This is a genomic window from Herbaspirillum sp. UBA812 (genome assembly GCF_002296545.1).
In the GTDB taxonomy this organism is placed as follows: Bacteria; Pseudomonadota; Gammaproteobacteria; order Burkholderiales; family Burkholderiaceae_D; genus Herbaspirillum; species Herbaspirillum huttiense.
Genome location: NZ_DBIC01000268.1, coordinates 1 through 23,467 on the forward strand (window position 1 = coordinate 1; position 23,467 = coordinate 23,467).

Genomic DNA, 23,467 nt, shown 5'->3' on the forward strand with positions numbered 1-23,467 from the left:
CTCGTCGCCGTACTGGGCGGCGGTTTCGGCCTTGTTCAGACCTTGCAGGGCGCCGTAGTGGCGTTCGTTGAGGCGCCAGTCGTTCTTGATCGGGATGTACATCTGGTCCATTTCGTCCAGCGTGGTCCAGAGGGTGCGGATGGCGCGCTTCAACACCGAGGTGTAGGCCAGGTCGAAGGAGAAACCGGCTTCCTTGAGCAGCTTGCCGGCCTGGCGGGCTTCAGCCACGCCCTTTTCGGTCAGGTCGACGTCGACCCAGCCGGTGAAGCGGTTGGCCAGGTTCCAGGTCGATTCGCCGTGGCGCATGAATACGATTTTGTACATAGCAGGACTTGTATTGATGATGGATAAACCGCTGCGGCTGCCCCAAAGATCGACTACGCGAGACCGGGTGCACACCTTAAACTAGACTGTTCGGTCCGGATGCAAACCGCGAATGCTTCTATTTTATAATGCCGGGATTCAGTAAACTCATTGGACTGCCGTGAAATTCATCATCGACAATATTTTCCTGATCGCCCTGGCCTTGGTCTCGGGCGGTGCGCTGCTGGTTCCCTACCTGCAGCAGCGCGGCAACAAGCTGAGCCTCTTGCAGGCCACGCAGATGCTCAACCAGGGCAAGGTGCTGGTGCTGGATGTGCGTGATGCCGAGCAATTCGCCGCCGGCCACCTGCGCGACGCCCGCAACATCCCCTTGAAAGAGTTGCCGCAGCGCATCGGCGAGCTCGACAAGCTCAAGGGCCGCCCGGTCATCGTGGTGTGCCAGACCGGCACCCAGGCCAACCGTGCCGAAGCGTCGCTGAAGAAAGCCGGCTTCACCGAAGTCTACGGCTTGAACGGCGGCATCGCCGCCTGGCAGGGCCAGGGCCTGCCGCTGACCACCAAGGAGGCAAAATGAGCGCTCCCGTGACCATGTACTGCACCGCCGTGTGCCCGTATTGCATGATGGCCGAGCGTTTGCTGGCCAGCAAGGGAATCACGCAGATCGAGAAGATCCGCGTGGATCTCGAACCTCAGCAGCGTGAGCTGATGATGCAAAAGACCGGCCGCCGTACCGTGCCCCAGATCTATGTCGGCGACACCCATGTCGGTGGCTTCGATGACCTGAGCGCACTGGACCGTGCCGGCAAGCTGGACCCGCTGCTGCAAGCCTGACGCCAGGGCAGCACACTCCCCCCTATCGATTCACCGAACCTGAAAGAGATCCATGTCGGAACAGAACCAAGAAGCCCAACAGCAACCCGTTTTCCAGATCCAGCGCGTCTACCTGAAGGATCTGTCGCTGGAACAGCCGAATTCCCCGGCCATCTTCCTGGAACAGGAAGCCCCTTCGATCGAAGTGTCGGTGGACGTCGGTGCCGAAGCGCTGGCTGAAGGCGTGTTCGAATCGACCGTGACCATCACCGTGACCGCCAAGGTCAAGGACAAGGTCGCCTTCCTGGTCGAGGGCAAGCAAGCCGGCATCTTCGAGATCCGCAACGTGCCGGCCGAACAGCTGGACCCGCTGCTGGGCATCGGCTGCCCCAACATCATCTACCCGTACCTGCGCGCCAACATCGCCGACGCCATCACCCGCGCCGGTTTCCCGCCGGTGCACCTGGCCGAGATCAACTTCGAGGTGTTCTACCAGCAGCGCCTGCAGGCTCTGGCCGAGCAACAAGGCGCGACTCTGGTCAACAACGGCTCCACCGCCGTCAACTGATCGGGTTTCACCCCCTGTCCGCCTGCCGGGCCGGCCGCATCCTCTGCGGCAGCCCGGCACGACAACGAGCCGCCGCAGCCTGTGCTGCGGCGCTTTCCCTTCTGCGGAGACCTTCACGATGAAACGCCTGCCCCTGATTCTTTGCGCAACCCTGCTCGGCGCCTTCATGGCCAAGGATGCCCTGGCCCTGGACTTCAAGTCGGTCGGCGCCTCGCCCGCCATCATGTATGACGCCCCGTCCGAAAAGGGCCGCCGCGTCTATGTCGCGCCGCGCGGCATGCCGGTCGAGGTGGTGCTGACCTATGGCGACTGGAGCAAGGTCAGGGATGCCGCCGGCACGCTGTCCTGGATCTCCTCCAAGGCCTTGACGCCCAAGCGCATGCTGGTGGTGTCGGTGGCCAATGCGCGCATCTTCAATGCTGCCGATGAAAGCAGCCCGGTGGTCTTCACGGCCGACAAGTCGGTCCTGCTGGAGATGCTGGAAAGCCCCAACAATGGCTGGGTAAAGGTCCGCCATCGCGACGGCCAGAGCGGCTTCGTGAAGGCCGGCGATGTCTGGGGCGATTGAGCGAAGAGCGGCCTGAAATGAAAATCACCATTCTGGGCGCTGGCGCATGGGGTACCGCGCTGGCCATTCCCCTGGCGCGCAAGCACCAGGTCGTGCTGTGGGGGCGCAATGCCCAGGCCATGCAGGCCGCCAGCGAACAACGCGAAAACAGCCTCTACCTGCCCGGATTCGCGCTGCCGCCCGAACTGGCGGTGAGTTCGGACTTCGATGCCGCCGTGCGCCACGTCTGCGACGACCCCTCCGATTCGCTGCTCATTGCAGCCTCATCGGTGTCGGGCCTGCGTGAGCTGGCGGGGCATTTGCGCGCCTATGCCATTCCCAACCTGGTGTGGCTGTGCAAGGGCCTGGAAGAAGGCACGCGCCTGCTGCCGCACCAGGTGGTGCAGGAAGTGCTGGGTTCAGGCGTGGCTGCCGGGGTGCTCTCCGGCCCCTCGTTTGCCCAGGAAGTGGCGCGCGGCCTGCCCTGCGCGCTGACCATCGCCGGTGCCGATGCGGCCCTGTGCGAGCGTGTGGTCGCGGCGGTGCATGGCAACAACATCCGCATCTATTCCAGCGATGACCTGGTGGGGGTGGAGATCGGCGGCGCGGTCAAGAATATCCTGGCCATCGCCACTGGCGTGGCCGATGGCCTGCAACTGGGCTTGAACGCCCGTGCAGCATTGATCACGCGCGGCCTGGCGGAGATCACGCGCTTGGGCGTGGCGCTGGGCGGACGTGCAGAAACCTTCATGGGACTCTCAGGGGTGGGCGACCTCATCCTGACCTGCACCGGCGACCTCTCGCGCAACCGGCGCGTCGGTCTGGGACTGGCTCAAAACAAGAAACTGGACGATATCGTCGCCGAACTCGGCCACGTGGCCGAAGGCGTGCGCTGCGCACAGGCCGTGCGGGCGCTGGCGCGCGAAAAAGGCATCGAAATGCCGATCACCGATGCGGTGGCGGCAGCCTTGTTCGACGGCGTGTCGGTGCAGGACATGGTGGCCCGGCTGCTGGCGCGGGATCCGCGCGAAGAAAGCCTGTAAGACAGCCACTCCCGCTCGCACACTGGGACGGGAGATTCACCAAACCTCACCTGAAAGTGAAGCGGAGAAAATGACAGCCGGAGCAGAAATGCCTCCGGCTGTTTTTTATCGTCCGAGAATCTGGAGAGGATTCAGGCGGGATGCTGCCTGAATCCACCCTGCTTCAACGTGCGATGATGTCGCTTTCCATCTTGGGACGCTTGAAGCGTTGCGGCGAACCGCCTTCGAGCGCGTCATCCATCTGCTTGGAGATCTTGTCGTAGCGCGCGCTGCAGTCATCGTCCTGAGGGACGGCTTCTGCGCCCTTCAGGCGCTTGGCCAGACGGGTACTGCGCGCTTCCCCGCCCATGACGTATTGCTGGGCGGCGCGGCCGGCGTGGTTATTGTTCGTGGTCTTGTTGCGTTGTATGGCTTGCATCATATTTCCTCTTACGTCGCTGACGCTCAACGTTCTTCCATCCTGAGTTGTTGTTCGGAAGAACACGCAGCGCCCCGGAAGATGTTGCCTGCTGCCTTGATTCCGGGAGACTGCTCCAGATACACAAGCACTGCTTTTCTTGACAGTGCTTTAGGTATGTAACGCCCGAGCGGCGTTTTGGAATACGCGAAAAGTCAGTATTTTGTCAGCCAAATTGAAATTTCTGCGCGCCGGCAAAGTCGTGCGGCTACGCAAAAAATGGCGCAAACCCGCTGCCATCAAGGCTGACAGCGCTGTCAGAATGCGCCGGATTGTGCACTTTTGCTGAACAAAAAAAGAGAAAAAAAAGTGTTGCGAAACGTATCTTCCTTCATGTCCCGCATCAAAAATACGACGAAAAGCTTGCCACAAAGAATGTTTATCGCCCGCTGCGAGAGCTCATCCGTGCACCGGCACGGGCAGCCCCAGGTCCGCCGGGACGAGTGAAAAAACCTTCGCATCGCGCGGTTCACCATGAAAGACCAGGCGATTGCGCGCCAGGCATTCCAGCGTCGCACCCGCCTTCTCCGCCACCCGCTGGCTGCGCAGGTTGCCGGCCTGGGCCACGATTTCCAGGCGGGTGAGCCCGGTCCGGGAGAAGGCGAAAGATGCCGCCGCCCGCGCGGCCAGGGCGGCGATGCCGCGGCCGGTGTAGCCCTCACGCACCCAATAGCCCAGGTTGGCCATCTGGTTCAGCTGGCTGACCTGATTGATGGCCACCGAGCCGATCACCAAGCCGTTGCTGCGATCGATGATGTTGAAATCGTAGGCCGCGTGCACATGCCATTGCTCGATGGCGCGCTGCAGGAACAGCTTGGCATCCAGCAGGCCGTAATCAGGCGTGCACCAGGCTTCCCACTGGCCGATGGCATCGCGCGACTGGCGCACCGCGTCATACAGCGCCGGGGCCTCGCGCAGGCCGAGCGGGCGCACTTCGATGGCGCGGTCGCAGTAGATGATTTGCCGTTCGCGGTCGATGGAGCGGAGCATGGGATCCGTGGATGAAGTTTCTTGCAGATCTTACCGAAATTGGACGGTACCGGAACTGTCCCTGCGGTCAGCCCAGTTGCGCCCGCAATTGCGCCAGATGGGTGATGACCGCCACTTCCGCGGGCAGCTCCGGATGCACGCCGTGCTCCTGCAAGGCGATCACACGCATGCCCGCTGCCAGCCCGGCTTGCACGCCCGGCAGGCTGTCTTCCACCACGGCGCAGCGCCGGGGCGGGACGCCCAGGCGTTCTGCTGCGAACAGGAACAGGGCGGGATCGGGTTTCCAGCGTTGCACGTCGTAGGCGCTGAAGATGCGACCGGCAAAATGCGGCAGCAGGCCGGTCACGCGCAGGCATAGTTCGATCTTGTGATGCGGGGCGTTGGACGCCAGGGCAAAGGGCAGATGCAGCTGCTCCACCATCTCGGCGGCACCGCTGATGGGTTGCAGATGCTGCTCCAGCATGCCGCCCATGAGGGCGCGCAGCTCTTGCTCGAAGTGGTCCGGCAGGGTCTGGCCATGCAATTGCTCGATGTGCGAGATGCACCACTTCATGCTCACGCCGCGAAAACGCGCCAGCGCCTCGTCGGGGCTGAGGCTGACGCCGTAAGTGGCCACGTACTCGGACCAGGCCCGGGCGGCCACTACTTCGCTGTCGACCAGGGTGCCGTCACAGTCGAAGATGACCAGTTCGGGCGCGGCATTGGGCTGCTTCATCATTGCTCCTTGTTGTTCGGGGGCGTTGGCCGCCCTCTTCAAGGAGCCGCCAATCCCATCAAAGTTCGCCGTAGGAATGCAGGCCCGAAAGGAACATGTTCACTCCCAGGAAGGCAAACGTCGTCACCAGCAGGCCCACCAGCGCCCACCAGGCGGCGGTACGGCCACGCAGGCCCTTCATGAGGCGCATGTGCAGCCAGGCAGCATAGTTGAGCCAGACGATCAGGGCCCAGGTTTCCTTGGGATCCCACGACCAGTAACCGCCCCAGGCTTCAGCGGCCCACAGCGCGCCCAGGATGGTGGCGATGGTGAAGAAGGCAAAGCCGACGGCGATGGCCTTGTACATCACGTCATCCAGCACTTCCAGCGTGGGCAGGCGATCGGCCAGGATCCCGCGCTCGCGCAGCAGGTAGGCCACCGCCACCATCGCCGCCAGGGCGAAGGTGCCGTAGCCGATGAAGTTGGCCGGTACGTGGATCTTCATCCACCAGCTCTGCAGCGCCGGCACCAGCGGCTGGATCTCGGCTGCATCCCGCGAGACGGTATACCACATCAGGAAAGCGACCGCCGCCGTGATGACGGTCAGCACAAAAGCACCCAGCTGACGCGTGGCGTAACGTTCTTCGTAGTACAGGTAGAAAAGGGCCGTAATCAGGCAGAACAGGACGAAAACTTCATATAAATTGGAAATGGGGATGTGGCCGACGTCCGCGCCGATCAGGTAGGACTCGTACCAGCGCACCATCATGCCGGTGAAGCCCAGCACCACGGCCGCCCAGCACAGGCGCGAGCCGATCGCGCTGCCGGTACCGGCAGTGGTGGCCAGGCCGCCCCAGTAGAACAGCGTGGAGAGGCAGAACAGCGCGCTCATCCACAGGATCGCGGACTGGCTGGAGAGCATGTACTTGAGGAAGAATTTCTTGTCGGCCAGTTCCAGCGCACCGCCATACATGGCGATGGCTCCCAGAGAGAGCACGGCAATCACCAGCATCAGCAGGCGAACCGGCTTCCAGTGCCAGCCCAGCCAGGCGAAGGTCGGTGCGGCCAGCAGCAGCACGGCCTTCTCGTAGTAATCCATATAGCTGCCGAAGCGCCCGAAGGCGTACAGCGATCCGGCCACCAGCGCGGCGGCGTAGATCCAGTCGACGAGACTGAGCCGCCGGAAAAAGCCTTGCTCTTGCTCGTAGGCCTGGTTTGCTTGGGTCAGTTGCATTGCGTTCTCCACTGCTGCTGTCCCGGACCATGGCCCGGGGGATCGCCGCCATTACCGGCGGCATGAAGGGTTCAGACCGAGGGACCGGGGGCGGGCTGGCCCGCGCCGGTCAGACGGCCTTTCATCTGTTCGAATTCCTTGTCGAAGTCCAGCGTGCGGCGCTGCGTGCTCATGGCCAGCAGGGCCTGGCTGCCCTGGCCATCGGGACCGGGCTTGATCCAGATCCACAGGCGCCGTTCACGAATGTACAGCATCGCGAACACGCCCAGTACCAGGAACAGGCAGCCCAGGTAGACCACCTTCTTGCCCGGCGAGCGCGTCACCTGCAGTACCGAGGCCTTGATCTCCTGGAAACTCGTGAGCTGCAGGAACACCGGCGCCGGATAGAAGGCCGCGTCGGCCAGGGCATTGATGGCCAGTTGCAGGTAGCGGCCATGCTTCTCGTCGCTGGCTACCGGAGCGAGACCCTCTTGGGCGCGCGCGGCTTGCCACAGCTCCCACATGCTGCCGTTGAGAATCTTCATGAAGATGTCGGCGGCCTTTTCCTGTTCGGCCGCAGGCAGTTGTTCCAGGAAGCGCGTCACGGCGATGTAGCCGGAGACCTTGCCGTCGCCGGCAAAAATGGTCAGCCCGCGCAGGGCCGATTGTTCCAGTTGCTCGCGCAACACGGGCGAGGCTTCGCGCCCGCTGCTGATGGCCTGCCGCGCATAGCGGCGTGCCGCTTCCTGGCGCAAAGTCGGATTGGCCAGGGCCGCGCGCAGGCGCATCCACTCGGCTACGCTGTCGTTGTCATCGGCGGGAATGCGCAGGTAACGGAAGGGCTGGTCGGGCTGCTCGCGCATGCCTGCCAGGAAGACGTCGGCACCATCGATGGGCAACGACTGCATGTAGTTGAAGTACTCACGCGCCTGCCCGGTCTTGTCGCGCAGCTTGTACTGTACGCTCGGGCCGACATTCTTGAAGTCCTTGCTGTTGGCATTCTTGGCACTGGAGCCGAGGTGCTTGTCCAGGCCGTCCATGAAGCCGCGATTGACGTTCTTGCCGACATTGACCGCGCGCGCATCGCCCGAGGTCGAACCGGAGGCCTGGCCGGAGGCGGCGGCCTGCATGTTCTCGACGTTGAAGGGACGGAAGCCGCTCCACTCGATGGTGTAGTCACCGCTGCTGGAGGACAGCGGCGTGGTGCCGTTGACTTCGCCGGCCAGGTCGAAGTGGCTGTTGCTGCCGCCCCGCATCGGATAGGCGACCAGCTTGAGCTTGCTGCCGCCGTCCTCGAAGCTGGACTGGTAAATGGCAACACCCTTGTAGATCAACGGCTCATTGACCTTGATGGTGGCGGCGGTTTCCTTGCCGGTTTCATGGTCGCGCACCACCACTTCGCTGGCGAAGAGCTTGGGCATGCCGGTCGAGTAGAAGTCGATGATGAAACGCTTCAACTGGATGGTGAAGGGCAAGTCCTGGATCATCACGCCATCCTTCTGCGGGATGATGGCGGTGCTGCTGCTGGAGCCTTCAGGAATGAGAGTGTTGCCGCGGAAGGTCGGGTTGTTCAGGCCCAGGCGATAGCGTTCGGGGATCTCGGAAATGATGCCATTGCCGGCAAAGGCCGACTTGCCGTAGAACCATTGCTGGAAGCGGATCGGCAGATCCGAATCGAGCAGGCCGCCCAGGCAGATGATGACGATGGCCGCGTGCGCGAAAATGTAGCCCCACTTGTTGGCCGCCCCCTGCTTGGCCGCCAGCAGCGTGCCGCCTTCCTTGTCGGCGAGCTTGGTCTTGTAGCCGCGCGCGCCGACCTGGCGCTGCAGCCGCGCCGCAGCCTCGGCCGGGGCTTCGGCAGTCGTCCATTCATGCTTGTGATGGAAATTGCGCAGCGACTGCTCGCGCACGTTGTCGCGCCAGCTCTTCACATCGCGCAGCATCTTGGGCGCATTGCGGGCGATGCACAGCGAGGTCGACAGCACCAGGAAACCCATGATCAGCAGGAACCACCAGGCCGAGTACACCGCATACAAACCGGCCTTGCCGAAGATCTCGAACCAGAACGGACCGAACTGGTTCACGTAGTTGGGCATCGGTTCGTTCTGCTTCATCACCGTGCCGATCACCGAGGCGATGGCAATCAGCGTCAGCAGGCTGATCGCAAAGCGCATCGATGAGACCACTTCGACGGCCTCGCCGAGCCAGCGCTGGCGAGTCTTGATCTGGATTCCTTGGGTACTGCTGCCCGTCGTCATATTCCTGCCTTACCGGACCGGGCCTGCCGGTTCCGCTTACCTGGGGGGATCTCCTTGCCGGTCGGCAAAGCGATGCGAACCCGGATTTTACCGCTCCGGGGAAAACTCCGTGATACGCGCCTGCGTAGCCCGGGTATGCCGGGGCGATTATCTGGTCCGGCGGGGAGGGATCATGCCGTGTTGGACGATGTTTCACCACGACGTGCGTCAAGCTGCATGAAAAAAGGCGGCACGCCGGCCGCCTCTTTCCTGCCCGCGCCGTGTGGCGGCAGGCTGATTACTTCAGGCCGGCGATGTAGTCGGCCACGGCCTTGATCTCCTTGTCCGACAGGCGATCGGCGATGGCGGTCATCTGGGCGCTGTTGGTGCGCGCACCGCCACGGAAGTTGGTCAGCTGGGCCACCGTGTAATCCTGGTGCTGGCCGGCCAGGCGCGGATACTGGGCCGGGATGCCGGCACCATTGGGGCTGTGGCAGCCGGCACAGGCCGGCACGTTCTTGGAGGCGATGCCGCCGCGCCAGATGTGCTTGCCCAGCTCGATGGTGTCCTTGTTCTTGGCGGCACCCGGCTTGGGCGCCTGGGCAGCCAGGTAGGCCGCGACGTTATGGATGTCTTCATCCGAGAGCGCCTTGGCCAGCGGCGACATCACCGGGTTGTTGCGGTCAGGGGTACGGAAGTTGAGCAGCTGCTTGGCGATGTAGGCCTCATGCTGGCCGGACAGCTTGGGATTCTGGGTGATGGTCGAATTGCCGGCTGCGCCGTGGCAGGACACGCAGGCCACGATGTTGCGGGCATTGTCGCCATTGGTGTAGAGGGCTTCCCCCTTGGCCGGATCGGCCTTGATCGGGGCTTTCTTGTCATCGGCCGCATGGGCCGCCGAGGACACTGCCAGCACGGCAGCAAGAACGGTATACAACAGTGGGGAAAAGGCACGGTTCATTCGTCACCCTAATACTTATTGTGGAATTGAGAGATTTTGCCCGTTCGGCGGCTGGCTGCCCCCTGCCCAAATGCCTGTTGTTTGACCTGTCTCCAATGGCCGCCATATTTTTTGCTTGCTTGGCGTCAACGAGGCGCTGGGTTTCGGGCCATTGTACAATAGCTTCTCCGCGTTTTTCCCTCCTCTTTCGGATTTCCCCCCACCATGTCGCAACTTTGGCAAGCCCGTTTCTTCACCACCGTCAATCACCTGCGGGACCTGCCCAAGACCAGTGTGCCGGAAATCGCCTTCGCCGGCCGTTCCAACGCCGGCAAATCCAGTGCCATCAACGTGCTGTGCAACCAGAAGCGCCTGGCCTTCGCCTCCAAGACACCGGGACGCACCCAGCACATCAACTATTTCTCGCTGGGCGGCGCCCACGTCGGCCAGCACCGCAATGACGAGGCGCGCCCCGACGAGATCCGCGCCATGCTGGTGGACTTGCCCGGCTATGGCTACGCCGAGGTCTCCGGGTCGGCCAAGCATCACTGGCAAGCCCTGCTGGGCGATTACGTGCGCCAGCGCGAGCAGCTGGCGGCGCTGGTGATGATCGTCGATTCGCGCCGTCCCTTCACCGACCTGGATATCCAGATGATCGAGTGGTTCGCCCCCACCGGCAAACCCATCCATTGCATCCTGAGCAAAGCCGACAAGCTCAACCGCAACGAATCCACCAATGCCCTGCGCCAGGCCCAGACCTTCCTGCAAAGCTATGTCGATGCGGATGGCCAGCCCTTCCCGTTCACGGCCCAACTGTTCTCGGCGCTGAAGCGCATCGGTCTGGACGAAGCCAACGACAAGATCCTGGAACTGGCCGGCCTGAACCAGCCAGTTGAGACGGCCGAACCGATGGCCCCGGCTGCGCTGGCAAATGAAGGTGCTGGCAGCGCCGACACCAACACACCGCAAGCCTGATCGCCGACAAGGCAAGATCTTTCCAGACGGAGTACAACGCATGAATAAAAAAACCCCGGAGAACAGGGAAATTCTCCGGGGAAGAACGCCTTTCGCTTGCGCGATCAGCCCCGCTCAGGGAGGGAAGGGGAAGCGGGAGGTGAAAAAATCACCTGCCGCCAAGATAATGCAAGTCTCGGAAATTGGAGCAGATCTGTAATCAAAGGAATCAAATCTCCGAAGATAGCGATATTTGCCTCGAAATAATTCCAAGATAGCCTCAAATAACATCTAATTTTTGAAAGCTGACCTATGTCCTTGACCGATTTCAGTTCCAACGCCGGCTACCCTGCCCTGCGCATGCGCCGCATGCGCCGCGACGCTTTCTCACGCGCCCTGATGGCCGAAAACGTGATCACCAGCGCCGACCTGATCTACCCCGTATTCGTGCAGGAAGGGCAGAACCTGCGCACGCCCGTGGCGTCGCTGCCGGGCGTGGAGCGCCTGTCGCTGGACACGCTGCTGCCGGTGGCCGAGGAATGCGTCAAGCTGGGTGTGCCGGTGCTGGCGCTGTTCCCGGTGATCGATCCGGCCCTGAAGACGCCCGACGGCATCGAAGCCACCAACCCCGACGGCCTGGTGCCGCGCGTGGTGCGCGCCCTGAAAGACCGCTTCCCCGAACTGGGCGTGCTGTGCGACGTGGCGCTGGACCCCTACACCAGCCACGGCCAGGACGGCGTGCTCGACGAAACCGGCTACATCCTCAACGATGAAACCATCGCGCTGCTGGTCAAGCAGGCGCAAACCCAGGCCGATGCCGGCGTGGACGTGGTGGCGCCCTCGGACATGATGGACGGCCGCATCGCCGCCATTCGCGCCATGCTGGAAGCCCAAGGCCACATCTACACCCGCATCATGGCCTACTCGGCCAAGTACGCCTCGGCCTTCTACGGCCCCTTCCGCGACGCCGTCGGCTCGGCCGCCAATCTGGGCAAAGGCAGCAAGGCCACCTACCAGATGGATCCGGCCAACAGCGACGAAGCCCTGCGCGAAGTGGCGCTGGACCTGCAGGAAGGCGCCGACATGGTGATGGTCAAGCCTGGCATGCCCTACCTGGACATCGTGCGCCGCGTGAAGGATGAATTCCGCGTACCCACCTTCGCCTACCAGGTCAGCGGCGAATACGCCATGATCAAGGCGGCCGCCCAGAACGGCTGGCTGGACCATGACAAGACCATGATGGAAGCCATGATGGCCTTCAAGCGCGCCGGTGCCGATGGCGTGCTGACCTACTTCGCGCTGGACATCGCGCGCAAGCTCAAGCAGGGCTGACCCCTCTCCCACTCCAGGCCCGGCCAATGACCGACGACCCCGCGCTCGCGCAGTTCACGCAGCTGCGCCCCCGTTTGTTCGGCGTGGCCTACCGCATGCTGGCCTCGCGCAGCGAAGCCGACGACGTCCTGCAGGACGCCTGGCTGCGCTGGCATGCCCAGGACAAGTCGGTCCTGCATTCGGCCGAAGCCTGGCTGGTGACGGTGGTGACCCGCCTGTGCATCGATCGCCTGCGCCAGCTGCAGCAGGAGCGCCAGCATTACGTCGGCCACTGGCTGCCGGAGCCGCTGGTGGGCCTGGCCGAACCGGCGCCGGAGATCGACCTGTTCGGCGCGGCCCGCCTGGCTCCCTCGCCGGAAGCCCTGCTGGAGCAGCAAAGTGACGTTTCCTTCGCCTACCTCCTGCTGCTGGAGCGCCTCAAGCCCGAGGAACGCGCGGCCTTCCTGCTACGTGAAGTATTTGACAACGACTACCCCGACATCGCCGCGATCCTGCAGAAGTCCGAAGCCAGTTGCCGCCAGTTGGTGCATCGCGCCCGCGAACGCCTGACGCGGCAGGAGGCCGATGGCGTCGCCCGCACCGCCGTGCGCGCCGCTTCCAGCCCGGTCACGCGCGAAACCCACGCCCTGCTGCTGGAGAAATTCATGCAGGCCGTGCAAAGCGGCCAGCGCGAGGCCATGCTGGGCCTGCTGGCCGAGGATGCGCGCCTGATCGGCGACGGTGGCGGCAAGGTGGCCTCGTTCCCGCACCCGCTGGCCGGTGGCGAGCGCATCTCCTGGCTGTACTACGCCAATGTGCGGCGCTTCGCCCAGCGCATCGTCTATCGCGCGGCCTGGATCAACGGCAGCCCGGGCTTGCTGCGCTACGTCGATGGTGCGCTGGAATCGGCCCAGGTACTGGAATCGGATGGCCTGCGCATCCACGCCATCTATGTGGTGCGCAACCCCGACAAGCTGGCCGCCATCGCGCAGCAGAACACGGCACTCTGAGATTTTTCAGATTTCTTCATTTATTTTTCATCGAATCTGTCACAAGGGGCGAGCCCACTCCGTCTGGAAGAGGAACAGCGACGATTGGCGTCGTTGTCACCTTATCCCCGATGGAGAATCCTCATGTCCGACTTCAAGCAACGCCTGCCCCACGCCAAGCTCGCCGCCCCGGCCTTCAATGCCCTGCTCAAGGCCAGCGAAGTGGTGCACCAGAGCGGTGTCGATCCCAAGCTGCTGGAACTGGTGTTCCTGCGCGTGTCGCAACTGAACGGCTGCGCCTTCTGCACCGACATGCATTCGCATGATCTGCTGCAGAAGGGCGAAGACCAGCAGCGCTTGAACACCCTGGCGGCCTGGCGCGAGATCGCCTTCTTCACCGAGGCCGAACGCGCCGCGCTGAACTGGGCCGAGCGCTTCACCCACCTGCACCAGCCGGATGCCGAGAAGGAAGACGCCGCCTTCGCCCTGCTGCAGCAGCACTTCAACGATACCGAGATCGCCAACCTGACCTTCGCGGTTGCCATCATCAACGCCTGGAACCGCCTGGGCGTGGCCATGCGCCCGCAGGCTCCGCGCCGCGCCTGATCGGCCCACCGGCACCTCTCACACAGGTGAAAAAAAACGCACCCCGGTCACCCGGGATGCGTTGAACATGGTCCGATCCACATCAGACTTCTTGCTCAAAACCTGGCGGGCGGCGGCTTTACCAGCGCCACCCGGATTGATGCTTCATGGCGCCGGTGCGCTCACTTCCACAGTGCGCACTTGGATTCCGCCTTGGTCATGTAGGCTTGCTCGCCGGGGATGGTCTGCACCAGCTTGTAGTAATCCCATGGGCGCTTGGATTCGGAAGGTTTCTTCACTTCCATCAGGTACATGTCGTGCACCATGCGGCCGTCCGGGCGCACCACGCCATTGCTGGTGAAGAAATCCTTGATGCGGTTCTTGCGCAGGTAGTCCATGACCTGGTCGGCATCGGTACTGCCCACGGCCTTGACCGCCTTCAGGTACTGGCCCACGGCCGACGCGTCACCGGCCTGGAACATGGACGGCATCTTCTTCATTTTCAGGAAGTAGCGATTGGCCCAGGCACGGCTCTCGTCGTTGAGGTCCCAATACCAGCCATCGGTGAGGTACATCCCTTGCGTCATCTGCAGACCCAGCGAATGGGTATCGTTGATGAAGATCAGCAGGCCGGCCAGTTTCATGGTCTTGTTCACGCCGAATTCATTGGCAGCCTTGATGGCATTGATGACATCGCCCCCGGCCACGGCCAGCCCCAGGATCTGCGCCTTGGAGGACTGCGCCTGCAACAGGAAGGACGAGAAGTCCGACGTCGCCAGCGGCACGCGGGTCGCGCCGATGACATTGCCGCCATTGCTCTTGACGACCTCGCTGGTGTCCTTCTCCAGCGAGGTGCCGAAGGCATAGTCCGCCGTCAGGAAATACCAGGACTTGCCGCCCTGGCGCGTGATGGCCGCGCCCGTGCCGCGCGCCAGGGCCGTGGTGTCGTAGGCGTACTGGACGGTGTAGGCATTGCACTCCTCATTGGTCTGGCGGGTGGTGCCGGCGCCGACCGAGATGAAGACCTTCTTCTTCTCGCCCGCCACCTTGCCCATGGCCAGGCTGGCAGCCGAGTTCACGCCGCCGACCAGCATGTCCACGCCATCGCGGTCGAACCATTCGCGAGCCTTGTTGGCGGCGATGTCGGCCTTGTTCTGGTGGTCGGCAAAGACCAGTTCCACTTTCTTGCCATTGATGGTGCCGCCGGCATCGGCAATGGCCATGCGGATGGCTTCGACGCCGCCCTGGCCGTCGAAGTCGGCATAGGTGCCGGACATGTCGGTGATGAAGCCGATCTTGATGGTGTCGCCCGCCGCCTGGGCGGATGGCAGGGTGGCTGCGCCCAGCAGGGCACAGGCGGCCGACAGCGCGGCGCGCCGGATGAATGCGGTCATGGGGTCTCCTCCTTTGGGGGTCCTGGAATGTGATTCTTGTTGCGACCCCGCAATCGAGTGCGGGGAAGGTCTTGCGGGACCGGCAGTGTCTCGCCGGTCCGGTCCTGCGTGTGGATGATCAGCCGACGGTAGCGCGCGTCTGTTCACCATCGACCAGGCGCATCAGGCCCAGCGGGTTGGCGTTCTGCAGCGCGGCCGGCAGCATCGCGTCCGGATAGTTCTGGTAGCACACCGGGCGCAGGAAGCGCTCGATGGCCAGCGTGCCCACCGAAGTGCCGCGGGCATCCGAGGTGGCCGGATAGGGACCGCCGTGGACCATCGCATCGCACACCTCGACGCCGGTCGGGAAGCCATTCAACAGCAAGCGGCCGGCCTTCTGCTCAAGGATCGCGATGAGGTCCTGGTTGCCTTGCAGGTCACCGATTTCGGCTTGCAGGGTGGCGGTCAGCTGGCCGTTCATCTTGGCGGCGAAGTCCAGCAGTTGCTCACGGCTTTCCAGCTCGACGATCACGGTGGAGGGGCCGAAGACTTCTTCTTCCAGCGGCGCTTCCTTGGAGAACAGCAGGGCAGCGTCGGCCTTGAACAGGTGCGGCACGGCCTGGGTATAGCTGGTGCCGCCGGTGGCGATGACCTTCACGCCCGGCAGCTGGGTCAGGCGTGCCACGCCGCCGTTGTAGTGGGTCAGGCCGCCGCTGTTGAGCATGGTAGCCGGGTTGGTGCCACCGAAGGCGGCCGACAGCTTCTCGATGAAGGCGGTCAGTTCCGGCGAACGCACGCCCAGCAGCAGGCCCGGGCTGGTGCACAGCTGGCCCACGCCGACCGTGACGGAACCGGCCAGGTCCTTGGCGATGGCGTCACCGCGCAGCTTCAGGGCTTCGGACATCAGGATGATGGGATTGATGCTGGACATCTCGGCAAACACCGGGATCGGCTGCGGACGGGCGGCGGCCATGTCGCACAGGGCGCGGCCACCACGCAGCGAGCCGGTGAAGCCGACCGCCTGGATGCCAGCGCTCTTGACCAGCTGGGCACCGACGCGATCGCCGTAGATCATGTTGAAGGTACCGGCCGGCATGCCGGTCTTCTTGACGGCGCGCTCGATGGCGTTGGCCACCAGTTCGGAGGTGACGAGGTGACCGCTGTGGGCCTTGAACACCACCGGGCAGCCGGCAGCCAGGGCGGCAGCGGTATCGCCACCGGCCACCGAGAAGGCCAGCGGGAAGTTGCTGGCACCGAATACGGCCACCGGACCCACGCCGATCTTGTACTGGCGGATGTCCGGGCGCGGCAGCGGCTGGCGTTGCGGCAGGGCGGTATCGATGCGGGCACCGTAGAAGTCCCCACGGCGCAGGACCTTGGCGAACAGGCGCATCTGGCCGCTGGTGCGGGCGCGTTCGCCGGCCAGGCGCGGGGTGGCCGGCAGGGCGGTTTCACGGGCCACGGCGGCCAGGAAATCGTCGCCCAGGGCATCGATCTCGTCGGCGATGGCTTCCAGGAACAGCGCGCGCTGTTCAGCCGGAACGGCACGGTACAGCGGATAGGCCTTCTCGGCCGCATCCACGGCGGCGGCGACTTCGTGCTCGGTGGCGGTCAGGAAAGGGGTTTCAAAAAGCGCGCCGGTGGCCGCGTCCACGCTGTGCAGGGCGACGTCGCCCTGGCCGCTGCGCTGGCCGCCGATGTAGTTGTGTCCTAGGATCTTGTCGCTCACGTTGTGCTCCTGCTGGTGTCGTTGATGCCGCCCGGGGCCGGGTCAGGCAAGAAAGCTGCGCCCGCGCGAGGCAGGAGCAGCTGAGGGGGAAATGCGCAGCAGACCCTTGGTGGCCTGCCCGCACTGTTCATTGTCGGCCATCACATGGATTGCTGCAGCATGTTCAGGTAATCCTGTTCCGAGGCTTCGCGCGGATTGGTCTTGTGGCTGTGGTCGGCCAGGGCACCCTTGATGATCTGCGGGAACAGGGATTCGCTCACGCCCAGCTCGCGCAGCCCGGCCGGCAAGCCCAGGCGGCGGCTCATGTCGCGGATTGCCGGGCCGATCCCGGCACCGCTGGCCAGGCCCATGGCATGGGCCATGCGCGCCATCTTGTTGTCCTTGACCATGCTGGGCGCGCTTTCGTTGAAGGCCATGATGGCCGGCAGGAAGATCGCGTTCAGGGTGCCATGGTGCAGCTTGGGATTGATGCCGCCCAGCGAGTGCGACAGGCTGTGCACGCAACCCAGCCCCTTCTGGAAGGCCATGGCACCCTGCATGGAGGCGCTCATCATGTTCAGCCGCGCTTCGCGGTCACCCGGTTCACGGGTAGCGCGCTCGATGTGCGCCCAGGCGCGCCACAGGCCGTCCAGCGCAATGCCGTCGGCGGGCGGGTTGAAGGCCGGGGCCATGAAGGTTTCCAGGCAGTGCGCGATGGCATCCATGCCGGTGGCGGCCGTCATCAGCGGCGGCAGGCCCAGGGTCAGTTCAGGGTCGCAGAGGGCCAGCTTGGGCACCAGGTGCGGCGAGATGATGCCGACCTTGCGGCCATCGTCGAGGATCAGGATGGCGCCACGGCCGACTTCGCTGCCGGTGCCGGCGGTGGTCGGGATGGCGATGACCGGGGCGGTCTTGGCCGTGATGTTGGCCAGGCCGCCTTCGATGAGCGCAAAGGATTTCAGCGGGCCTTCGTGGGTGCCGCAGACGGCCACACCCTTGGCCAGGTCAATCGAAGAACCGCCGCCAACAGCCACGATGCCATCGCAGCCATGCTTGCGGAACAATGCCACGGCAGCGCGCACCGCACCCTCATTGGGGTTGGGCGGGGTCTGGTCATAGACCACGGTGGCGCCACCGTCCTTCAACTGGGCCAGGACCTTGTCCAGCAGGCCGGCGTTGCGGATGCCCGGGTCGGTCACCACCAGCGGCTTCTTGATGCCCAGGCGGTCGCATTCCTGCTGCAGCAGCGCCAGCGCGCCGTAGTCGAACTGGACCTGGGTAATGTAGTTGATGAGTGCCATTACATAGCCTTGATTTATAGATGTCTCCACCGGGTCCGCCATCGGCGGGCTTGCTCCGAAACCCTGCAGAAGCCGGTGCTTCCCAATGGGGTCCGGCTTTGGAAAGCCAGACTCTAAGCCATCAAGGGGCGCTTGGCTAATGAGAGCTGTTGATATGGGTATAACCAGCGCTCATACTAGCGGCTTCTTTGGGGATCACTTCCATGCACACCACCTTGCCCTCGCTGGCCTCCATCACTTCGCGCCTGCACCTGCGGCAGTTGCGGCTGCTCATTGCACTGTCCGACCATGGTTCCCTGCTCAAGGCGGCCGAGCAGGTGGCGCTGACCCAGCCGGGGGCCAGCAAGGCTTTGCAGGAAATCGAAAGCACGCTCGGTGCGCAATTGTTCACCCGTACCAATCGCGGGCTCGAGGCCACCGAGCTGGGCCATTGCGTGATCCGCTATGCGCGGCTGATCCAGACCGACCTGACCCACCTGCGTGAAGAAATGTTATCCATCATGCAAGGCCATGGTGGACGGCTGGCGGTGGGCACCATCATGGGCGCGGTGCCGCTCTTGACGGATGCGCTCACGCAATTGCTGGGGGCGCACCCCACCCTGTCCGTGGAGATCGTGGAAGACACCAGCGCCCGCCTGCTGCGCCTGCTGGACCAGGGGCGGCTGGACCTGGCGATCTGCCGCACCAGCATCAGCCAGCGCCCGGACCTGTATGACGCGTTCAACATCCACGAGGAAGAGCTGGCCGTGGTGGCCAGCGTGCAGCATCCGCTGGCTGAAGCGTGCAGCCTGCAACTGGCAGACCTGGCCGATTCACGCTGGGTGGTCTATTCGGCCAACATGCCGATGCGGCTGACGCTGGAGCGTGAATTCCATGATGCCGACCTGCGCTTCCCGCTGCACCTGATGGAAACCACCTCGGCCTTCACCACCTTGTCGCTGCTGCAGAAGAATCCGCACTTCGTGGCGCTGCTGTCGGTGGATGTGGCGCAGTTCTGCACGCGCTTCGGCATGACGCGCATCCTGCCGCTGAAGCTGCATACGCGCAGCGAACCCTATCAGCTGGTGACGCGGCGCGGTACGCTCCTGTCGCCGGTAGCGCGGCTGTTCGTGGATGGATTTGCGCGTGCAGTGGCGGCGCCGGGCTGACTCAGCCGAGTCAATCGAAGCGCCGAATCCACGCGAGGGTTTCTTCTTTCTTGTCCAGACCCTGCGGGACACGGAACAGACCGCTGCGATATGTCTCGAACCGGATCGCTTTGGTATAGCGGGCCACCAACCTGTAGGCTTCCGGAACCTCATCACGCCAGGTGTCACCGATCTGTGGAAAGGCTCCAGCCTGGATCACCACTCCGCCTGGGTAGTCGTGCACCTTGCACACCGGCTCCAGCACCGCACGCATCCTGTCGCTTCCTCCCAATTCATCAACCAGCGCATCACACAGCACGGTCAGCCAGTTCACACATTTGATGCGGTTGTGAATGTCTCGGGCCTGAAACGAGAACGCCCCCGTATCTTGGAAATCGAACCCCGGAAAACGTTTGAACAGTTGTTGGGTGTACTCACTCTCTTGGTCGTTCTCAAATATAAAGACAAACCCGGCACTGCCATGTAGCGGCTGGCAAATAGCGCACCAGCGCAATGTGGCAGCCAGCAGCACCTCGAAGTTTGGCTCGCCCTGATCATTGCAGATTTGAAAATGGGCGTTTACGAAGGAAAGATTGTTCTCTTCTGCGCGGCGGACCAGCACGTCAGAACGGTACGGATTCACATTGTCAATCTTCATGCCAATGTCGACCATGCCCATCAGCGCCGCGCTGTAACCATATTGCGGCTGACGGTCCATATCGGTTTGAATACGGACACGAGGGTCGCCAGAGAACTTGACCGTGCGAGTCGTTTCGTCGGCCAGGAAGCGGTCGACCTTGTCTGGAAAGGTCTTCCAGTAATCCACCAAGAACTCAAGTGCGCGATGGAGTAGCAGGGGCTGATCAGTCGGCGACATGAACAGCTCGGCACCGAGACCGAATTTGCAGGCGACGGCATCGGTGTTGTAGGGAACAGGGAAAGCTATCTTATCGAAAATGCAAAGGCCGCCTTCGCGCTGTACGAGTTCAGTGATGGCTTGGTGGATGTCCATGGGATGTCATTCTCCTGGTTGAAAGTTGGGGACGAAGTCAAGGGATGGGGATGGCATTGCGAGGCGGGAAGAGCCGCGTAGCTTCAGAAATGATCACCGCGAGCACCAATAGCCCTCCTGTCAACTGCACACCGGTGGTCGAGTGGATCACGTCGCCGAACTTGTCGATGAGACTCTTCTTGGGCTCAGCCGCCGTGACCGGTGCAGGATGTTGCGGGGGATGCTCGTCGTCGCAGTTACAGCGTTTATCGACTTCAAACTTCTCGAAGTTCTCTTCACTACCCGTGTGCCTCGCGGCAATACTGCGGTAGTCATCGGCCGCTCTTTCTGCGAGCGTATCCCCCGGAAACTTCACATCGAAGACTTTGCTCAACTTGCCATCTGCTCCGACGCGCCCGACGTCCAGACGGCGCGAATTGGCCCACGGGTATTGCGAGCTGGGCAGGCCCGGGTTGGACTTGCTGCCGATCATCTCCCAGTTGTTGCCGCGGTCGAAGGATACTTCACGCCACATGCGGGCATCGGGCTTGGGATAACGACCGTTGCGGGCATTGGCCGGACCGCCGTAGTACTTGTCATCGATTTTTTTGCGCATGCATTCCTGAAACGTATGCCCCTTTGGCAGCGGCTGCGGCCCGCCAATTTTGTGGGTATTCCAACACTCGCAGGCCAGCTCGCAAATCTCGTCAAAAAAGTCCTGATCCGGCTTGGGCAGATCACGCTGCTTCAGCCCGGCCATGTTCACCGTGTTGCGATGGTTCATGAACAGCTTGTCGGTGAGCCTGCAGGCCGGCTTGCCCTCGAGAAATACGTCGAAAGAGTGGCTGATCCAGTCGGTCTCGGCTGAATGGGTGCCGGAGACAATGCCCCCCATCGAACCGGCTTCGTCGAACACACTCCTGGCAAATTGGCTGCCATCCTTGGCTATGCAGTTGCCGCCGTCGGCGAACACGCTGAAGGTCCCCTTGGTAAGGTCGCGCGAGTAGGCCTCGTTCTGATAGGGCAGCGGGATGCCCTTGTCGGGCGTCTTGCACACATTGGGCAGCGTGTTGTGGCTGACGCCGCCACTGCCGCGATGGCACAGGCTCAGGCCGTTGACGTTGATGGTGATCGCCATGCGCGAATCTCCGGAAGGTTCTCAATGGGTGGATTGGCGGCCAGCACGGCAGCGCCGCGCAGGGTGTCGTCCGAACTGGCGAGCACCAGGGTCGGGTTGGCCTGTGGCCGCATCAGCTGGCCGTAGGCGGCCAGCGCGACATGGGCTACGGCGCTGGCGCAGTGCAGGTCGCCGCTGGCGAGCGCCGGTACGCTGCGCTGCCAGTCCGGAGTGAGCAAGCGGCCCAGGCGCAAGGCGGTGAAACCGAACTCGTCGGCGCGGTAGGGTTCGCCGTTCAGATCAGCGAACAGATGGCCGATCCGGGCCGGGCCATGCTGGTGCACCTGTTCGATCGCCTGTCGTGCCGCCTGGGCGAGTCCCTGGCCTGTACAGGGCTGGGACGACGCATGAGTCACGTGTTCAATGGCGGTCGCGCAGCCCAGCAAGCGCCCCCAGCTTGACGAGGCGTGCTGCGGCGAGGTACTGAGGGCGACGGCGGCGGCTCCCTCGCCCGGCACACGCCCGTAGGCGTTGCGGCGCAGCTGGCCGTGGTGCGGCACGCTGGCACCGTGCAGCAGCCCTTGCATGTCGAGCCAGTACATGGCTTCGCGACCCAGGCCCGCTTCCACGGCCAGCACCACGACCAGGGCGTCGGGCTGGGCGTCCAGTGCCAGCCTGGCTTCGACCAGTGCGGCCATGCCGGCGGCGTGCCCGCCGCAGACCAGGTGCGTACGCTGCCACGGCCATTGTTCGTGCTCGACGGCGGCGCTGACTTGCGCCACCAGGCCGCTTGGCATGTATGGCCGGGCCGCGTCGGGAAGCACCAGCCAGAGCAGGCGGGGCGACGCTTGCAGTGCCGGCCATTGCGGCGTGAGGCTTTGCGTGAGTTGGGCCAGGGCGTGGCGCGCTAGCCAGCCCCAACGGGCCGCATCGAAGGAGGGCGCGTCGGGGAAGCAACTGATGCGCGGCGCAGCACCCGCGCTGTCCAGGTACTGCGGGTGGTATTGCAGCAGCGAGAGCTGGCTGCGTAGCGCTGCATCGGCAAGCGGGAGGCTGGGGCCGGAGGGAAAGACGCAGGAAGCCGCCAGGATAAACACCGCGTTGCTCATTGATTCGCTCCTTGCTGATCGTCACCGGCAGGCCACTCCAGATCTGCGTGAACAGGACTGAACGGACGATCGAGGGGACGCCGTTTTTGGAGGATGCGTGTCTTGTCCAGCCGGTTGATGTGCTCATGGCAAGGCAAGGCCATGTGGTGCACGATGCTCACGCGTGGATGATCGGGCTCCAGGATCACGGTGTGGATCTTGGAGCGACTGGTCACTGAGTGGCCGTCGGTGAAGTAGGTCTGGAAGGCCAGGGTGAGCTTGGGCAGCTTGAACGACAACCTGCCGTCAGCCGCAAAGCCGGGCGGGGTGAGGTTCACCAGCACCACCTCCTCGCCACCTCGCAGATGACCGTCTACCTGCTGCGCGGCCGGAGCCAGCTGCCAGTGCCGTGGATCAAGATCTTTCGGCGGCAGGGGAAAGCGTTGCTCCAGCCAGGCTTCATCACAGGTGCCAGCGTACTGCTGCCGCTCAGGCCAGTGGCAGGGGAGCGGGCCAAAGCTCATGGGTGCAGGCCTGTCGACTGGCTTGTGGATGGGATGAGTGAGCAGCTCGACATTGGGCAACCAGACCCGCCCATCGGCGTCTGGCGTGACACCACGGCCCAGGGGATTTGTGCTGCCATGTTCGGCATCCGGCGCATCGCCGCCGAAAGCGCGCTCATACACCAGCGGCATGCGCATGAAAGGAACAGGCTTGCTCGCCGAAGTGAACAGCATGCCGCGCCGCCAGTAACGATCTCCCGATACCTTGGCCAAGCGCTTCATGCTGCCCACGCGAAAGCCCACATGGAGTTCTTCCACGGGCTGCGTGCCTTGTGCATAGGCGTGGCCATTGAGGAGGATGTCGGTGGCGGGCTTGGGCGGGCCGAGGTCGATGTCGTAGCGCAGACTGCGCAAATCATCGTGGGGCACGGGGCCGCTGTGCACCGGCACCTGATCGGAGGCGATGCGCGTGTCGCCGTCGGGCAGAATGTCATACGTGGCCTTGACGGCGACGATCCAGACTTCGGCACCGTCATTGTCACGAATCCAACCGCTGTCGGCCGCGAAGGGGGTGCGGTTGTCGAGCGCCCACATGGA

At 63.5% G+C, this 23,467-nt stretch carries 24 protein-coding genes; 10 read left to right on the forward strand and 14 right to left on the reverse strand.

Features of this window, described 5'->3' with window-relative positions:
* A partial coding sequence (locus B3873_RS18265) for a 2,3-bisphosphoglycerate-dependent phosphoglycerate mutase (RefSeq protein WP_286867823.1) occupies positions 1 to 324 on the reverse strand: 324 nt, incomplete at its 3' end.
* A 160-nt stretch (positions 325 to 484) separates the two neighbouring features.
* Here B3873_RS18265 and B3873_RS18270 point away from each other — a divergent pair.
* The 5 genes from B3873_RS18270 to B3873_RS18290 all read left to right on the forward strand — a co-directional run bounded on the left by B3873_RS18270 (position 485) and on the right by B3873_RS18290 (position 3,292).
* Positions 485 to 898, forward strand: coding sequence for a rhodanese-like domain-containing protein (locus B3873_RS18270; RefSeq protein ID WP_088757369.1), 414 nt, complete (start codon positions 485 to 487; stop codon positions 896 to 898).
* Complete coding sequence (gene grxC, locus B3873_RS18275; RefSeq protein ID WP_034340510.1) at positions 895 to 1,155, forward strand: glutaredoxin 3; 261 nt, start codon at positions 895 to 897, stop codon at positions 1,153 to 1,155. Before B3873_RS18270 ends, grxC begins: the two co-directional genes overlap by 4 nt.
* A 52-nt stretch (positions 1,156 to 1,207) precedes the next feature.
* Positions 1,208 to 1,702 (forward strand): protein-export chaperone SecB, encoded by a 495-nt coding sequence (secB, locus tag B3873_RS18280; protein ID WP_013232209.1) that lies wholly within the window; start codon positions 1,208 to 1,210, stop codon positions 1,700 to 1,702.
* Positions 1,703 to 1,820: 118 nt separating this feature from the next.
* Entirely contained in the window at positions 1,821 to 2,270 is a 450-nt protein-coding gene (locus tag B3873_RS18285) for an SH3 domain-containing protein (RefSeq protein ID WP_034340513.1), read from the forward strand.
* Positions 2,271 to 2,287: 17 nt separating this feature from the next.
* On the forward strand, positions 2,288 to 3,292 hold the full coding sequence (locus B3873_RS18290) for an NAD(P)H-dependent glycerol-3-phosphate dehydrogenase (protein WP_286867831.1): 1,005 nt from the start codon (positions 2,288 to 2,290) through the stop codon (positions 3,290 to 3,292).
* A 163-nt stretch (positions 3,293 to 3,455) separates the two neighbouring features.
* On the opposite strand, the gene B3873_RS18295 is transcribed toward B3873_RS18290, so the two are convergent.
* The 6 genes from B3873_RS18295 to B3873_RS18320 form a co-directional block, all read right to left on the reverse strand.
* Positions 3,456 to 3,710 (reverse strand): hypothetical protein, encoded by a 255-nt coding sequence (locus tag B3873_RS18295; RefSeq protein WP_034340521.1) that lies wholly within the window; start codon positions 3,708 to 3,710, stop codon positions 3,456 to 3,458.
* Between the two features lie 438 nt (positions 3,711 to 4,148).
* Positions 4,149 to 4,739, reverse strand: coding sequence for a GNAT family N-acetyltransferase (locus tag B3873_RS18300; RefSeq protein WP_034340524.1), 591 nt, complete (start codon positions 4,737 to 4,739; stop codon positions 4,149 to 4,151).
* A 67-nt stretch (positions 4,740 to 4,806) separates the two neighbouring features.
* Complete coding sequence (locus B3873_RS18305) at positions 4,807 to 5,454, reverse strand: HAD family hydrolase (RefSeq protein ID WP_286867834.1); 648 nt, start codon at positions 5,452 to 5,454, stop codon at positions 4,807 to 4,809.
* Between the two features lie 58 nt (positions 5,455 to 5,512).
* Positions 5,513 to 6,667, reverse strand: coding sequence for a c-type cytochrome biogenesis protein CcsB (gene ccsB / locus B3873_RS18310; RefSeq protein WP_039789609.1), 1,155 nt, complete (start codon positions 6,665 to 6,667; stop codon positions 5,513 to 5,515).
* 71 nt (positions 6,668 to 6,738) lie between these two features.
* A complete protein-coding gene (locus tag B3873_RS18315; RefSeq protein WP_286867837.1) occupies positions 6,739 to 8,904 on the reverse strand; it encodes a cytochrome c biogenesis protein ResB in 2,166 nt (721 codons plus the stop codon).
* A 277-nt stretch (positions 8,905 to 9,181) separates the two neighbouring features.
* Entirely contained in the window at positions 9,182 to 9,844 is a 663-nt protein-coding gene (locus B3873_RS18320) for a c-type cytochrome (RefSeq protein WP_039789612.1), read from the reverse strand.
* A 204-nt stretch (positions 9,845 to 10,048) separates the two neighbouring features.
* Here B3873_RS18320 and yihA point away from each other — a divergent pair, with 204 nt between their 5' ends.
* From yihA to B3873_RS18340, 4 genes are all read left to right on the forward strand, one after another.
* Positions 10,049 to 10,798 carry a ribosome biogenesis GTP-binding protein YihA/YsxC gene (gene yihA, locus B3873_RS18325; protein WP_286867840.1) on the forward strand — a complete coding sequence of 250 codons (750 nt, stop codon included), beginning with the start codon at positions 10,049 to 10,051 and terminating at the stop codon, positions 10,796 to 10,798.
* A gap of 291 nt (positions 10,799 to 11,089) precedes the next feature.
* Positions 11,090 to 12,109, forward strand: a complete 1,020-nt coding sequence (hemB, locus tag B3873_RS18330; RefSeq protein ID WP_039789615.1) for a porphobilinogen synthase — start codon at positions 11,090 to 11,092, stop codon at positions 12,107 to 12,109.
* Between the two features lie 26 nt (positions 12,110 to 12,135).
* On the forward strand, positions 12,136 to 13,098 hold the full coding sequence (gene sigJ / locus B3873_RS18335) for an RNA polymerase sigma factor SigJ (RefSeq protein WP_286867842.1): 963 nt from the start codon (positions 12,136 to 12,138) through the stop codon (positions 13,096 to 13,098).
* A 123-nt stretch (positions 13,099 to 13,221) separates the two neighbouring features.
* On the forward strand, positions 13,222 to 13,683 hold the full coding sequence (locus B3873_RS18340) for a carboxymuconolactone decarboxylase family protein (RefSeq protein ID WP_039789618.1): 462 nt from the start codon (positions 13,222 to 13,224) through the stop codon (positions 13,681 to 13,683).
* A 161-nt stretch (positions 13,684 to 13,844) separates the two neighbouring features.
* Here the strand turns inward: B3873_RS18340 and B3873_RS18345 are convergent, their stop codons facing one another.
* The 3 genes from B3873_RS18345 to B3873_RS18355 all read right to left on the reverse strand — a co-directional run bounded on the left by B3873_RS18345 (position 13,845) and on the right by B3873_RS18355 (position 18,044).
* Positions 13,845 to 15,056, reverse strand: a complete 1,212-nt coding sequence (locus B3873_RS18345) for an ABC transporter substrate-binding protein (protein ID WP_204726241.1) — start codon at positions 15,054 to 15,056, stop codon at positions 13,845 to 13,847.
* Between the two features lie 118 nt (positions 15,057 to 15,174).
* Positions 15,175 to 16,764 (reverse strand): aldehyde dehydrogenase (NADP(+)), encoded by a 1,590-nt coding sequence (locus B3873_RS18350; protein WP_134221057.1) that lies wholly within the window; start codon positions 16,762 to 16,764, stop codon positions 15,175 to 15,177.
* Between the two features lie 140 nt (positions 16,765 to 16,904).
* Positions 16,905 to 18,044 (reverse strand): iron-containing alcohol dehydrogenase, encoded by a 1,140-nt coding sequence (locus tag B3873_RS18355; protein WP_286867845.1) that lies wholly within the window; start codon positions 18,042 to 18,044, stop codon positions 16,905 to 16,907.
* 203 nt (positions 18,045 to 18,247) lie between these two features.
* On the opposite strand from B3873_RS18355, the gene B3873_RS18360 reads away from it, so the two are divergent.
* Positions 18,248 to 19,192: a LysR family transcriptional regulator gene (locus tag B3873_RS18360; protein ID WP_286867847.1), complete on the forward strand. Its 945-nt coding sequence runs from the start codon at positions 18,248 to 18,250 to the stop codon at positions 19,190 to 19,192.
* A 10-nt stretch (positions 19,193 to 19,202) separates the two neighbouring features.
* On the opposite strand, the gene B3873_RS18365 is transcribed toward B3873_RS18360, so the two are convergent.
* The 4 genes from B3873_RS18365 to B3873_RS18380 are packed head-to-tail and all read right to left on the reverse strand — an operon-like array spanning position 19,203 to position 23,464.
* Complete coding sequence (locus B3873_RS18365; protein WP_286867849.1) at positions 19,203 to 20,183, reverse strand: type VI immunity family protein; 981 nt, start codon at positions 20,181 to 20,183, stop codon at positions 19,203 to 19,205.
* Positions 20,184 to 20,220: 37 nt separating this feature from the next.
* Positions 20,221 to 21,300, reverse strand: coding sequence for a DUF4150 domain-containing protein (locus tag B3873_RS18370; RefSeq protein WP_286867850.1), 1,080 nt, complete (start codon positions 21,298 to 21,300; stop codon positions 20,221 to 20,223).
* A complete protein-coding gene (locus B3873_RS18375) occupies positions 21,270 to 22,388 on the reverse strand; it encodes a beta-ketoacyl synthase (RefSeq protein WP_286867852.1) in 1,119 nt (372 codons plus the stop codon). The genes B3873_RS18370 and B3873_RS18375 overlap by 31 nt, the downstream gene beginning before the upstream one ends.
* Positions 22,385 to 23,464: a DUF2169 family type VI secretion system accessory protein gene (locus B3873_RS18380; protein ID WP_286867854.1), complete on the reverse strand. Its 1,080-nt coding sequence runs from the start codon at positions 23,462 to 23,464 to the stop codon at positions 22,385 to 22,387. Before B3873_RS18380 ends, B3873_RS18375 begins: the two co-directional genes overlap by 4 nt.
* Between the last annotated feature and the right edge of the window lie 3 nt (positions 23,465 to 23,467).